Raw genomic sequence first — 13,730 nt, 5'->3', positions numbered from 1 at the left:
AAACCAACCTTAGTTCACTTTCATTTTCAAAAATCCACTCAACTTATCCACAGCCAAGGGAAGAGCAGCCTCATTGGGATTAAGACGGGGATTGTGGAGGGGATAAGGCGTCTCCACTCCTAACCAGAACATGACCCCCGGTACCTTGTTGAGCAGATAACCAAAGTCCTCACCCGTCATGGCAGGTGGGCAGTCAATCATCTCAACTCCCTCCACACCATCAAAGTAAGTCATGAATTCATCTGCTAGTTTCGGATTGTTTTCCACAGGCAGATAGCCGCTTGGGTTGAGCACGATGTCTAGCTCTACACCAAAAGATTTGGCAATACCTTCAGCCACCTCACGGACACGTTTTTGCACTAAAAGGCTCATGTCTTGCGTTAAGGCCCGAATGGTGCCGTGCAAAAAGGCCGTTTCGGCTATGACGTTATTGGTCGTGCCCGCCTGCATGTGCCCAAAGGTTACCACTGCCCCCTCTATCGGGTCCACATTGCGGCTAACCACCGACTGGACTTGGGTCACAAAATAGCTGGCCGCCACAAGGGCGTCATTTGCGGTATGGGGAAATGCTGCGTGGCCACCTTTTCCAGTAAACCGTATCTTGACTTCGCAAGTGCCCGCAAAAAGGGTCGCACGATTGGTGGCCATTTGACCAACTTTGAGGTCTGGCCGGACATGGAGCCCATAAAATTCATCTGGCAACCACTCACCAAAGGCACCTGCCTCATATATGAGCATGCCGCCAGCCAGATTTTCCTCTGCAGGCTGAAAGAGGAAGAGCAGATTATGCTTGGGTTGCTGCTCTGCCATTTTCTCCAAAAGCCCCAAGGCAATGGTCATGTGAAAATCATGTCCACAGGCATGCATACGGTCAGGATGGAGAGATTTGAAATCCAGCCCCGTTTCCTCAACGATAGGCAAGCCGTCAATATCTGTCCGCCAACCGATGGTTTTTTCCGGCGCAGAACCTGTCAGATGGACCAAAATACCCGTTTTCCAGGTCCGAACTTGAGCAAAATCACAATTTTCCAGTAGCTGACCAATGACGTCCATCAAATAGGCATGGGTCTTGAACTCTTCCATCCCAATTTCAGGAATTTGGTGGAGGGCACGCCTAGTCGCAATTAAATCGAGCATGAACTACCTCTTAGAGTGTACGGAGAGCCTCTTCCAAGGCTGTTTTTTGTTGGGTTTGAGCGTCGATTTCTTTGATAATGCGGGCTGGAACACCTGCTACTACCACATTTTCAGGCACGTCTTGAGTCACGATGGCACCTGCCGCAACGACGGAACCGCTACCGATTTGCACGCCTTCAATGACAACGGCATTAGCACCGACCAAGACATTATCGCCGACGTGAACTGGGTCTGCTGATGCTGGCTCAATCACGCCTGCAAGCACTGCACCTGCACCGATATGGCTATTTTTACCGACCGTCGCACGACCACCAAGAACGGCACCCATGTCAATCATAGTCCCTGCACCGATTTCCGCACCGATGTTGATAACGGCACCCATCATGATGACCGCATTATCACCGATAGCGACTTGGTCACGGATAATAGCCCCCGGCTCGATACGAGCGTTGATAGCGCGCTTGTCAAGCAATGGCACAGCTGAGTTGCGAGCGTCATTTTCCACCACATAATCCACATTTTCCGTCAAGCCAGCCAAAAGCGGCTCCACATCCTTCCAGTCACCGAAGAGGACATTGCCCAGCTTGATGACAGTTGCCGGAACTTCTGCCACCAACTGACCTTCAAAGGTCACTTTCACAGCCGTTTTCTTCTCAGCATTGGCGATAAATTGGATGATTTCTTGAGCGTTCATTTTTGTTGCAGTCATAGTATTTCCTATCTAAAAATTATTTTTTACTATTATACCAAAAATTTTCAGAAAATTCGGGGAATATGGATTGTAAATAGAACAAAACTTTGTAAAAGAAATTTCAACAGCGGCAAACATTAAAAACGAGAAGATTAAGCTGGTCCTCTCAAGAATATAGCTTTTCGAGCTCTATAAGACTGTAGTTGGTAAATCCCTGTGGAGATTATGGAGCCTTTTTTAGTGTAGAAAAAAAAAGTCCCATATGACCAATAATGAAAAGCGACTAAACCATCATTAGAAAGGAATCATATGGAATAGATAAACAGTCACTTCCCTGACTGTTTATCCCCGAGCCAAGAAAGAATAAAGCGGGGATAGTATCACAAATTTTCTCGGAATAAAAGACAAAATTTCTGCCTTTCTTCTCAAAGCGACAAGATTTGGGAACAGTCAATGGGACGATGGGGTGTGACATAAAAAATCCTCCAGTTCCGTTTTCTCTAACAGTATACTGGAGAATAGGGAAGCTGAAACAATACTCCGTTATTGGGCGGTTACGATTAAGCTGGTCCTCTCAAGAATATAGCTTTCGTCTACCCACTACAGTTGACAACGATCCTATCACAAAAAGGAACGTCGACAAATCAACGTTCCTTTCACAACTATACCGGCGGCCGGGGTCGAACCGGCACGTCCTTGCGGACACTGGATTTTGAGTCCAGCGCGTCTGCCAATTCCGCCACGCCGGCATATAGTTATAACTGGGGTAGCTGGATTCGAACCAACGCATGAGGGAGTCAAAGTCCCTTGCCTTACCGCTTGGCGATACCCCAATATTAAAATAGGCGAGTGAGGGGAATCGAACCCCCGAATGTCAGAGCCACAATCTGATGTGTTAACCACTTCACCACACCCGCCATAGAACACGGGCAGTAGGAATTGAACCCACACTGAAGGTTTTGGAGACCTTAGTTCTACCTTTAAACTATGCCCGTAAAGGTATGGAGAGAGAGGGATTCGAACCCCCGAACCCGAAGGAGCGGATTTACAGTCCGCCGCGTTTAGCCTCTTCGCTATCTCTCCAAAATATTAAGTTAATGGCGCGAGACGGAATCGAACCGCCGACACATGGAGCTTCAATCCATTGCTCTACCAACTGAGCTACCGAGCCAAAATTGCGGGAGCAGGATTTGAACCTACGACCTTCGGGTTATGAGCCCGACGAGCTACCTAGCTGCTCCATCCCGCGACAATAAAAAGGAGGATGTGGGATTCGAACCCACGCACGCTTTTACACGCCTGACGGTTTTCAAGACCGTTCCCTTCAGCCGGACTTGGGTAATCCTCCATAAAATATAGTCCGTACGGGATTCGAACCCGTGTTACCGCCGTGAAAAGGCGGTGTCTTAACCCCTTGACCAACGGACCATATATGGGCACGAGTGGAATCGAACCACCGACCTCACGCTTATCAGGCGTGCGCTCTAACCATCTGAGCTACGCGCCCAAACCTAAGTTTGGTAAAACGAACAATAAGTTCAAAGCGGGTGACGAGAATCGAACTCGCGACAACAGCTTGGAAGGCTGTAGTTTTACCACTAAACTACACCCGCTTATAATGGGAGTTAACGGGATCGAACCGCTGACCCTCTGCTTGTAAGGCAGATGCTCTCCCAGCTGAGCTAAACTCCCAAATGGAATCATCTGATTCCTATGCGCTAAGCGACTACCGTATCTAACAGGGGGCAACCCCCAACTACTTCAGGCGTTCTAGGGCTTAACTGCTGTGTTCGGCATGGGAACAGGTGTATCTCCTAGGCTATCGTCACTTAACTACTGTTGAATGGAATTGTACTCGGACTAAAATCCTAGTGAAAATGATAAACTTCCTAGAGTCTACAGACTCTGCGTCAGTTTCCTATTTTCTTACGGATTTTGTAACGCCCTCGTTACTTCACTTTATCCACTCAAAATTGAATATCTATATTCTAACAAGAAACAACCACGCTGTCAATATTGACTTCGTTGAATTTTACTGTAATTGTATTCGAACTAAAAAGCTAGTGATTTAGATAAATCGCCTTGAAGTCTAACTGACTTCCGCGTTGATTTCCTAAAATCATACGCTTTTCTTAACGTTCTCATTACTTACTTTGGATAAGTCCTCGAGCGATTAGTATTGGTCCGCTACATGTGTCGCCACACTTCCACTTCCAACCTATCTACCTGATCTTCTCTCAGGGCTCTTACTGACATAAAGTCATGGGAAATCTCATCTTGAGGTGGGTTTCACACTTAGATGCTTTCAGCGTTTATCCCTTCCCTACATAGCTACCCAGCGATGCCTTTGGCAAGACAACTGGTACACCAGCGGTAAGTCCACTCTGGTCCTCTCGTACTAGGAGCAGATCCTCTCAAATTTCCTACGCCCGCGACGGATAGGGACCGAACTGTCTCACGACGTTCTGAACCCAGCTCGCGTGCCGCTTTAATGGGCGAACAGCCCAACCCTTGGGACCGACTACAGCCCCAGGATGCGACGAGCCGACATCGAGGTGCCAAACCTCCCCGTCGATGTGAACTCTTGGGGGAGATAAGCCTGTTATCCCCAGGGTAGCTTTTATCCGTTGAGCGATGGCCCTTCCATACGGAACCACCGGATCACTAAGCCCGACTTTCGTCCCTGCTCGAGTTGTAGCTCTCGCAGTCAAGCTCCCTTATACCTTTACACTCTGCGATTGATTTCCAACCAATCTGAGGGAACCTTTGGGCGCCTCCGTTACCTTTTAGGAGGCGACCGCCCCAGTCAAACTGCCCGTCAGACACTGTCTCCGATAGGGATAACCTATCCGGGTTAGAGTAGCCATAACACAAGGGTAGTATCCCAACAGCGCCTCCTCCGAAACTGGCGTTCCGGAATCATCGGCTCCTACCTATCCTGTACATGTGGTACAGATACTCAATATCAAACTGCAGTAAAGCTCCATGGGGTCTTTCCGTCCTGTCGCGGGTAACCTGCATCTTCACAGGTACTAAAATTTCACCGAGTCTCTCGTTGAGACAGTGCCCAAATCATTACGCCTTTCGTGCGGGTCGGAACTTACCCGACAAGGAATTTCGCTACCTTAGGACCGTTATAGTTACGGCCGCCGTTTACTGGGGCTTCAATTCAGATCTTCGCTTGCGCTAAACCCTCCTCTTAACCTTCCAGCACCGGGCAGGCGTCACCCCCTATACATCATCTTACGATTTAGCAGAGAGCTGTGTTTTTGATAAACAGTTGCTTGGGCCTATTCACTGCGGCTGCCTTTAAGACAGCACCCCTTCTCCCGAAGTTACGGGGTCATTTTGCCGAGTTCCTTAACGAGAGTTCTCTCGCTCACCTGAGGCTACTCGCCTCGACTACCTGTGTCGGTTTGCGGTACGGGTAGAGTATGATACAACGCTAGAAGATTTTCTCGGCAGTGTGACGTCACTAACTTCGCTACTAAACTTCGCTCCCCATCACAGCTCAATGTTACAGATACAAGCATTTGACTCATATCACACCTCACTGCTTAGACCGGCACTTCCAATCGCCGGCTTTAGTTAGCCTACTGCGTCCCTCCATCACTTCATACTCTAGTACAGGAATATCAACCTGTTGTCCATCGGATACACCTTTCGGTCTCTCCTTAGGTCCCGACTAACCCAGGGCGGACGAGCCTTCCCCTGGAAACCTTAGTCTTACGGTGGATGGGATTCTCACCCATCTTGCGCTACTCATACCGGCATTCTCACTTCTATACGCTCCAGCGCTCCTCACGGTACACCTTCATCGCCTATAGAACGCTCTCCTACCATACCACATTGTGGTATCCACAGCTTCGGTAATATGTTTTAGCCCCGGTACATTTTCGGCGCAGGGTCACTCGACTAGTGAGCTATTACGCACTCTTTGAATGAATAGCTGCTTCTAAGCTAACATCCTAGTTGTCTGTGCAACCCCACATCCTTTTCCACTTAACATATATTTTGGGACCTTAGCTGGTGGTCTGGGCTGTTTCCCTTTCGACTACGGATCTTAGCACTCGCAGTCTGACTGCCGACCATAAATCATTGGCATTCGGAGTTTATCTGAAATCAGTAAACCGAGATGGCCCCCTCATCCAAACAGTGCTCTACCTCCAAGATTCTTAATGTCGACGCTAGCCCTAAAGCTATTTCGGAGAGAACCAGCTATCTCCAAGTTCGTTTGGAATTTCTCCGCTACCCACAAGTCATCCAAGCACTTTTCAACGTGCCCTGGTTCGGTCCTCCAGTGCGTCTTACCGCACCTTCAACCTGCTCATGGGTAGGTCACATGGTTTCGGGTCTACGTCATAATACTAATGCGCCCTATTAAGACTCGGTTTCCCTACGGCTCCGTCTCTTCAACTTAACCTCGCATCATAACGTAACTCGCCGGTTCATTCTACAAAAGGCACGCTCTCACCCATTAACGGGCTCGAACTTGTTGTAGGCACACGGTTTCAGGTTCTATTTCACTCCCCTTCCGGGGTGCTTTTCACCTTTCCCTCACGGTACTGGTTCACTATCGGTCACTAGAGAGTATTTAGGGTTGGGAGATGGTCCTCCCAGATTCCGACGAGATTTCGCGTGTCTCGCCGTACTCAGGATACTGCTAGGTATAAAGACTATTTCGACTACGAGGCTGTTACTCTCTTTGGCGACCCTTCCCAGAATCTTCGTCTATACTCTTTAAGTCCACATTGCAGTCCTACAACCCCGAAGAGTAAACTCTTCGGTTTGCCCTTCTGCCGTTTCGCTCGCCGCTACTAAGGCAATCGCTTTTGCTTTCTCTTCCTGCAGCTACTTAGATGTTTCAGTTCACTGCGTCTTCCTTCTACTAGTCTTAACAACTAGTGATGACAGGCATCAACCTGCCGGGTTCCCCCATTCGGACATCTCTGGATCTACGCTCACTTACAGCTCCCCAAAGCATTTCGTCGTTTGTCACGTCCTTCATCGGCTTCTAGTGCCAAGGCATCCACCGTGCGCCCTTATTAACTTAACCTTATTAACCTAATTTTTTCAAAAATTAGAAATTGTACTCAGACTAGAAAACTAGTGATTTAGATAAATCCTCTTGTAGTCCTAAGACTACTGCGATGATTTCCTAAAATCATACGTTTTCTTTAACGTCTTCGTAACTTAATTAAACTCATTAAATATTCACAGCGTTTTCGGTTTATTTTCTTGTTACTATTTCTATATGTACTTTCATACATAAAGGAATGTTTGATAGATATTCAATTTTCAATGGACAAGTTTAACAACTTCCGTTGTTAATGGAGCCTAGCGGGATCGAACCGCTGACCTCCTGCGTGCAAAGCAGGCGCTCTCCCAGCTGAGCTAAGGCCCCGTACACCTTATGTGTCTTGGGTAGGTTTTTAACAAAACCTCTCAAAATTAAAGAAGACTAACGTACAGGTTCCTTATCCTTAGAAAGGAGGTGATCCAGCCGCACCTTCCGATACGGCTACCTTGTTACGACTTCACCCCAATCATCTATCCCACCTTAGGCGGCTGGCTCCTAAAAGGTTACCTCACCGACTTCGGGTGTTACAAACTCTCGTGGTGTGACGGGCGGTGTGTACAAGGCCCGGGAACGTATTCACCGCGGCGTGCTGATCCGCGATTACTAGCGATTCCGACTTCATGTAGGCGAGTTGCAGCCTACAATCCGAACTGAGACTGGCTTTAAGAGATTAGCTTGCCGTCACCGACTTGCGACTCGTTGTACCAGCCATTGTAGCACGTGTGTAGCCCAGGTCATAAGGGGCATGATGATTTGACGTCATCCCCACCTTCCTCCGGTTTATTACCGGCAGTCTCGCTAGAGTGCCCAACTAAATGATGGCAACTAACAATAGGGGTTGCGCTCGTTGCGGGACTTAACCCAACATCTCACGACACGAGCTGACGACAACCATGCACCACCTGTCACCTCTGCTCCGAAGAGAAACCCTATCTCTAGGGCGGTCAGAGGGATGTCAAGACCTGGTAAGGTTCTTCGCGTTGCTTCGAATTAAACCACATGCTCCACCGCTTGTGCGGGCCCCCGTCAATTCCTTTGAGTTTCAACCTTGCGGTCGTACTCCCCAGGCGGAGTGCTTAATGCGTTAGCTGCGGCACTGAGTCCCGGAAAGGACCCAACACCTAGCACTCATCGTTTACGGCGTGGACTACCAGGGTATCTAATCCTGTTCGCTCCCCACGCTTTCGAGCCTCAGCGTCAGTTACAGACCAGAGAGCCGCTTTCGCCACCGGTGTTCCTCCATATATCTACGCATTTCACCGCTACACATGGAATTCCACTCTCCCCTTCTGCACTCAAGTTTGACAGTTTCCAAAGCGTACTATGGTTAAGCCACAGCCTTTTACTTCAGACTTATCAAACCGCCTGCGCTCGCTTTACGCCCAATAAATCCGGACAACGCTCGGGACCTACGTATTACCGCGGCTGCTGGCACGTAGTTAGCCGTCCCTTTCTGGTAAGATACCGTCACTGTGTGAACTTTCCACTCTCACACACGTTCTTCTCTTACAACAGAGCTTTACGATCCGAAAACCTTCTTCACTCACGCGGCGTTGCTCGGTCAGGGTTGCCCCCATTGCCGAAGATTCCCTACTGCTGCCTCCCGTAGGAGTCTGGGCCGTGTCTCAGTCCCAGTGTGGCCGATCACCCTCTCAGGTCGGCTATGTATCGTCGCCTTGGTGGGCCTTTACCCCACCAACTAGCTAATACAACGCAGGTCCATCTCATAGTGAAGCAGTTGCTCCTTTCAAGCATCTACCATGCGGTAAATACTGTTATGCGGTATTAGCTATCGTTTCCAATAGTTATCCCCCGCTATGAGGCAGGTTACCTACGCGTTACTCACCCGTTCGCAACTCATCCGGAAGAAGCAAGCTCCTTCCTTCAGCGTTCTACTTGCATGTATTAGGCACGCCGCCAGCGTTCGTCCTGAGCCAGGATCAAACTCTCATTAAAATTAGTTTGTCCGACTAAGCACTCTGGCTTATCCGTTTATTGTTTTTTTGTTATTGACGATTTATATTACTATAAATCACCCTGCACGTTTGGTTCGTCTTCTTTAATTTTCAAAGGTCTTATCGTCTCTCGCGACAACTATATCAGTATATCACATTCCTGATTTCCTGTCAACTACTTTTTGAAACTTTTTTTCGTTTCTACTTCGCAAACACTCCCTCGCGAGAGAACTTCATTATTCTATCATCTATAGCTAATACTGTCAATAGCTTTTGAACACTTTTTTGAAAAAATTATCTATTGCCTTATTCTAACTGTCTGCCGGGCTATAAATCTGTTCCTTGGCTTGCTTTTTGTTTCAACTCTGACTGCTTTGCGCGCCGTTGTCTGAAGAAGTCCTGCATGATTTTTGCGCAGTCATCTTCCAAGATTCCCGACTCGACTTCAACTCGATGATTGAGACGTGTATCTCGCAATACATCGTATAGGCTACCTGCTGCACCAAATTTTTGATTTGGGGCTCCGTAGATAACTTGTGGGATTCGGGCTAGTCCGATGGCCCCGCTACACATAACACAGGGTTCAATGGTTACAAAAAGGGTTGTATCTAGCAAACGCCAGTTCCCTTCAAAGCGATTAGCTTCTTGGATGGCCATGATTTCCGCATGCATGATTGCCTGGTTCAGTTCCTCACGCGCATTGTGACCTCTACCAATAATACTACCATCTTTGACAATTACACATCCAATCGGTATCTCATCCTTGGCAAGTGATTTTTCTGCTTCCTCCAATGCAGCCCGCATGAAGCGTTCTTTTTCTTCTAATGTAAATTCCATACTTCCATTATAACAGAAAAAGAGCTCTCGAAAGAACTCTTCTATAGAATAAACAATTACCCTAAACGTTGTTTTGCATCTGCAGCACGTTGGAAAGCCTGACCAACGTAGTTGATACAAAGCATCATAACAAGGATAAAGATAGCCGCTGGCAACCAAATCCAAGTCTTATTTTCCAAAATGTCTGCGTTACGAGCATTTGAAATCAAAGTACCCAGACTTGGAACTGTTGATGGAAGACCGAATCCTAAATAAGTCAACGAAGTTTCGATACCGATGTTACCTGCAAAGTTGAGGGTCAAATTGACAATAATCAAAGAACTCAAGTTTGGCAAAATCTCACGGAACATAATCATGAAGTCGCTTGTTCCAAGTGTTTTCGACGCATTGACATAATCCAAGCTCGCTTCTGACAAAGTTCTTGTACGGAAGAGACGGGCTTTGGCTGTCCAATAAAATGCACTCATGATAAAAATGAAATGATAAATTGTATAGTTTTTAATAACTGTTACAAATACAATGATCAACATTGTTACCGGTAAAATCATAATAAAATCAACAATACGCATCAAGAAGCCGTCCAAACGACCACCATAATAACCTGAGATTAACCCAACTGAAATACCAATGATACTAGTGATAATGGTAATGGTGAAACCGATGATAATGGAGTTACGAGCACCAATAATCAGTTGACCAAAAATGTCTTTTCCGCCTTCATCCGTTCCCAAAATATAGCCATCAACTCCTGGCTCCAAGTAACGTCCTAAAAGATTGACTTTCATAACTTGCTCTTGATCCATTACCAAGGCACCGATGAAAACAGCCAAGAGAACTGTTACCAAGATAATCAATGAAGCTAAAGCTAACTTGTCCTTCATAAATTCTCGTGCAATAACACGAAAACCACCTGGAGGAGTTGAAGCTGATTGTACTTGTTTTTTAATTTCTTTACTCACCTTACTCCTCCTTTTATTTCACACGAATACGTGGATCAACAATACTCATGATAATATCTGAAATCAAGGTTCCCAACAAAGTTCCCATACCAAAGATTAACAAGAGGGCCAAAATGACACTGTAATCACGGCTTGAGATAGAGTTAAAGAACAATTGACCGATACCAGGATAGGTAAAGATATTTTCAATAAAGATAGACCCACCAATCAAACCAGTCAATTCATACCCCAAGAATGATGCAATAGGTAAAATTGAGTTACGGAAGATATGACGGTTGTATACCACACGCTCAGGCACACCTTTGGCACGAGCTGTACGAACATAGTCCTGACTCTTCGCATCGATAATTCCGGTACGAAGATATTGGATTGTTACTGTCGTTGACAAAATAGCCATGGTAATCGCTGGCAAAATCATATGATGGAGACGACTTAATATAGCTGCAAAGCCTTCAACTCCACCACCGATAGAACCACGCGTCGGAAACCAACCTAAACTAAAACCAAATAACCAGAGCATCAAAATTGCAAATACAAAAGTTGGAGTTGAGAAAGTCAAGAAATTGTATACACCAATGACTTTATCAGCAAGTGAATTTTGATAACGACCCGCAATCATACCTAAAGGAAGGGCAATAGCATAGGTCAAAATCATGGTAAGCAATGATAACCAAATTGTATTATTCAAACGCTGCATAATCACATCGATAACTGGTTGCTTAAAGAGGAAACTTTGTCCAAAATCACCCTGCAAAAGATTTCCTACCCAGCGAATATATTGAACCGGAATTGGATCATAATATCCCGCTGCAATCCGTTTTTGTTCAATAATAGCAGGGTCAATATTAGGGTCAATCATACCGGTAAATGGATCACCAGGCATCATTTTTGCAACAAAAAATGCAATGACACTCAGAATGATAATCTGAGGAATCATCATGAGTAAACGTCGTAATACTGTTTTCCACATCTTAGTTCTTACCTCCTTCTGGAAGGGCTACTTGATGAGTTGCTGAAAAAGCTTTTAAATCGTATACACGACCGTTTTCATCATAGTACTGACCTTGTTTTTCTTGGTACTCCTTTTCTGCAGCCAAACGTTTTTCCTTATTTTTCAAACGATTCACCGGATCAATTGATGGAATCGCTGACAAGAGACGTTTGGTGTAGATATGCTGTGGATTACTATAAATATCATATTTATTTCCTGTTTCTACAAAACGACCACGGTACATAATGAAGAGTTCATCACACATGTGCTGTACCACACCAAGGTCATGAGAAATAAAGAGATAGCTAAGTTTAAATTCATCTTGGATACGTTTCATATAGTTTAAGACCTGAGCTTGAACAGACAAGTCCAAGGCAGAAACTGGCTCATCAGCAATAATCAAACGTGGGTTACTAGCCAAGGCACGAGCTACTCCAATCCGTTGACGTTGACCGCCTGAGAATTCATGAGGATACTTAATTAAAGCTTCTTCATTGAGACCAATTGTATCCAAGAGCTGAAGAACTTTTTTCTTTTCTTCATCTGGTGAAAGTCGGTCAAAGTTACGAATTGGTTCTGCAATGATGTCCAAAATACGTTTCTTCGGATTGAAACTTGAAAGTGAATCTTGGAAAATCATCTGAACATCACGATTAAAGTTGCCTTTTTTTCCACGTGATTTGTTGGTTACATTTTGTCCTTCATAAATAATTTGTCCTGAAGTGGCACGCTCTAAACCAATAATTGCTTTACCAATCGTTGATTTTCCTGATCCTGACTCACCAACCAGACCATATGTCTTACCTTCTTCGATTTCAATGTTTACACCATCCACAGCATAAACATGATCAGTAACACGGTTAAAGAAGCCACTACGAATTGGATAATGGACTTTTAAATCTTTTACTTCAATAAATCCCACTATTAGGCCTCCCCTTCAAAATAGAATGTTTCATGGCAAGTACAACGTACAAAATGGTTAGGTCCAACTTCATGCATAACCGGATTTTCTTCGTGTGTTGCTGCTTCAATCCACGGAATACGTGGTGCAAATCGACAACCTTTACGCAACATCTTTGTAATTGGCGGTACAATTCCGTCAATTACATGTAACTCACCGCCTTCATTTTCTGATTGCGGATTTGATTTCAAAAGAGAACGGGTGTATGGATGTTTAGGATTGGTAAAGAGTTCCTCAACAGGAGCAACTTCTACAAACTGACCACCGTACATAACAGCTACACGATCTGCTGTTTCTGCCACCACTCCTAGGTCGTGAGTAATCAAAATAATACCTGACCCTGTTTCTGCTTGAATATCATTTAACAAATCCAAAATCTGTGCCTGAATAGTTACATCCAAGGCCGTTGTCGGTTCATCGGCAATAATAATCGGAGGTTTACAAGACAAGGCCATGGCGATAATGATACGCTGACGCATACCACCTGACAACTCATGTGGATACTGCTTAAATGTACGCTTAGGATTTGGAATACCTACTTGAGCTAATAATTCCAAAACACGCTCCGTACGGGCATTGGCATCCAAGTCTGTATGATAGAATAGCGCTTCATCAATCTGTGCACCAATGGTCATCAACGGATTTAAAGATGCCAAGGGATCTTGGAAAATCATACCAATATCATTTCCACGCACCGTATTGTACTTGGCCTCGTCCATCCCAATTAATTCCATATCATTGTACTGGATGCTACCTGTAATTTTGGTATTTAATGGATTATGTAGCCCCATAATTGTTGTTGCCAAAGTTGATTTACCACAACCAGATTCCCCAACAATCGCTAGGATTTCATTTTTTTGTAAGGTAATATCAACACCGTCAACTGCATCAAAATAATCATCACCGATGCGGAATCCAACGTGCAAATCCTTAATGTCTAAAAGCGGTTTTTCATTAGCCACGCTTTTTCCTCCTTTGTTCATCAGTTCATTCAACTTCTTTCATCCTTCAAATCAAATATCCTTAAGTCTATGAAAACTGATCTTTTATATCTTTATTAATAAATCCATCAAGTCTATATAGAATTTGATAGCGTTTACTAAAAACTAAAAATGACAT

7 protein-coding genes, 13 tRNA genes and 3 rRNA genes are annotated in these 13,730 nt (G+C 45.3%); all 23 read right to left on the bottom strand.

The window, feature by feature from the left end:
• Positions 1–9: 9 nt before the first annotated feature.
• Positions 10–1,137, bottom strand: a complete 1,128-nt coding sequence (locus NQZ91_08200) for an N-acetyldiaminopimelate deacetylase (protein UUM57331.1) — start codon at positions 1,135–1,137, stop codon at positions 10–12.
• A 10-nt stretch (positions 1,138–1,147) separates the two neighbouring features.
• Complete coding sequence (gene dapD / locus NQZ91_08195) at positions 1,148–1,846, bottom strand: 2,3,4,5-tetrahydropyridine-2,6-dicarboxylate N-acetyltransferase (protein UUM57330.1); 699 nt, start codon at positions 1,844–1,846, stop codon at positions 1,148–1,150.
• Positions 1,847–2,493: 647 nt separating this feature from the next.
• Positions 2,494–2,577, bottom strand: a tRNA-Leu gene (locus tag NQZ91_08190).
• A 12-nt stretch (positions 2,578–2,589) separates the two neighbouring features.
• Positions 2,590–2,661, bottom strand: a tRNA-Gln gene (locus NQZ91_08185).
• 11 nt (positions 2,662–2,672) lie between these two features.
• Positions 2,673–2,745, bottom strand: a tRNA-His gene (locus NQZ91_08180).
• Between the two features lie 7 nt (positions 2,746–2,752).
• Positions 2,753–2,823, bottom strand: a tRNA-Trp gene (locus NQZ91_08175).
• A gap of 7 nt (positions 2,824–2,830) precedes the next feature.
• A tRNA-Tyr gene (locus NQZ91_08170) sits at positions 2,831–2,911 on the bottom strand.
• A gap of 15 nt (positions 2,912–2,926) precedes the next feature.
• A tRNA-Phe gene (locus tag NQZ91_08165) sits at positions 2,927–2,999 on the bottom strand.
• 4 nt (positions 3,000–3,003) lie between these two features.
• Positions 3,004–3,077, bottom strand: a tRNA-Met gene (locus NQZ91_08160).
• Between the two features lie 9 nt (positions 3,078–3,086).
• Positions 3,087–3,176 (bottom strand) — tRNA-Ser (locus tag NQZ91_08155).
• Between the two features lie 8 nt (positions 3,177–3,184).
• A tRNA-Glu gene (locus tag NQZ91_08150) sits at positions 3,185–3,256 on the bottom strand.
• A 5-nt stretch (positions 3,257–3,261) separates the two neighbouring features.
• Positions 3,262–3,335, bottom strand: a tRNA-Ile gene (locus NQZ91_08145).
• Between the two features lie 35 nt (positions 3,336–3,370).
• Positions 3,371–3,441 (bottom strand) — tRNA-Gly (locus NQZ91_08140).
• Between the two features lie 6 nt (positions 3,442–3,447).
• Positions 3,448–3,520: transfer RNA gene (locus NQZ91_08135), tRNA-Val, on the bottom strand.
• Positions 3,521–3,545: 25 nt separating this feature from the next.
• Positions 3,546–3,661: ribosomal RNA gene (gene rrf / locus NQZ91_08130) — 5S ribosomal RNA — on the bottom strand.
• A 320-nt stretch (positions 3,662–3,981) separates the two neighbouring features.
• Positions 3,982–6,884, bottom strand: a 23S ribosomal RNA gene (locus NQZ91_08125).
• A 275-nt stretch (positions 6,885–7,159) separates the two neighbouring features.
• A tRNA-Ala gene (locus tag NQZ91_08120) sits at positions 7,160–7,232 on the bottom strand.
• A gap of 83 nt (positions 7,233–7,315) precedes the next feature.
• Positions 7,316–8,864 (bottom strand): 16S ribosomal RNA (locus NQZ91_08115).
• The 16S, 23S and 5S rRNA genes sit together here with 13 tRNA genes alongside, the layout of an rRNA operon.
• A 326-nt stretch (positions 8,865–9,190) precedes the next feature.
• Positions 9,191–9,700 carry a tRNA adenosine(34) deaminase TadA gene (gene tadA, locus NQZ91_08110; GenBank protein ID UUM57329.1) on the bottom strand — a complete coding sequence of 170 codons (510 nt, stop codon included), beginning with the start codon at positions 9,698–9,700 and terminating at the stop codon, positions 9,191–9,193.
• A gap of 56 nt (positions 9,701–9,756) precedes the next feature.
• Positions 9,757–10,659, bottom strand: coding sequence for an ABC transporter permease (locus NQZ91_08105; GenBank protein UUM57328.1), 903 nt, complete (start codon positions 10,657–10,659; stop codon positions 9,757–9,759).
• A gap of 13 nt (positions 10,660–10,672) precedes the next feature.
• Positions 10,673–11,629 (bottom strand): ABC transporter permease, encoded by a 957-nt coding sequence (locus tag NQZ91_08100; protein UUM57327.1) that lies wholly within the window; start codon positions 11,627–11,629, stop codon positions 10,673–10,675.
• Position 11,630: 1 nt separating this feature from the next.
• Positions 11,631–12,575, bottom strand: coding sequence for an ATP-binding cassette domain-containing protein (locus NQZ91_08095; protein ID UUM58842.1), 945 nt, complete (start codon positions 12,573–12,575; stop codon positions 11,631–11,633).
• Positions 12,575–13,594, bottom strand: a complete 1,020-nt coding sequence (locus NQZ91_08090; GenBank protein UUM57326.1) for an ABC transporter ATP-binding protein — start codon at positions 13,592–13,594, stop codon at positions 12,575–12,577. Before NQZ91_08090 ends, NQZ91_08095 begins: the two co-directional genes overlap by 1 nt.
• Between the last annotated feature and the right edge of the window lie 136 nt (positions 13,595–13,730).

Origin of the sequence: Streptococcus suis (assembly GCA_024583055.1) — a bacterium.
Classification (GTDB): Bacteria; Bacillota; Bacilli; order Lactobacillales; family Streptococcaceae; genus Streptococcus; species Streptococcus suis_V.
This window is presented reverse-complemented; position numbering and strand designations above follow the sequence as displayed.

Excerpts from the sequence above, each read along its gene's own strand:
- NQZ91_08200 (UUM57331.1), bottom strand. The coding sequence starts at position 1,137 with ATGCTCGATTTAATTGCGACTAGGCGTGCCCTCCACCAAATTCCTGAA.
- dapD (UUM57330.1), bottom strand. The coding sequence starts at position 1,846 with ATGACTGCAACAAAAATGAACGCTCAAGAAATCATCCAATTTATCGCC.
- tadA (UUM57329.1), bottom strand. The coding sequence starts at position 9,700 with ATGGAATTTACATTAGAAGAAAAAGAACGCTTCATGCGGGCTGCATTG.
- NQZ91_08100 (UUM57327.1), bottom strand. The coding sequence starts at position 11,629 with ATGTGGAAAACAGTATTACGACGTTTACTCATGATGATTCCTCAGATT.
- NQZ91_08090 (UUM57326.1), bottom strand. The coding sequence starts at position 13,594 with ATGAACAAAGGAGGAAAAAGCGTGGCTAATGAAAAACCGCTTTTAGAC.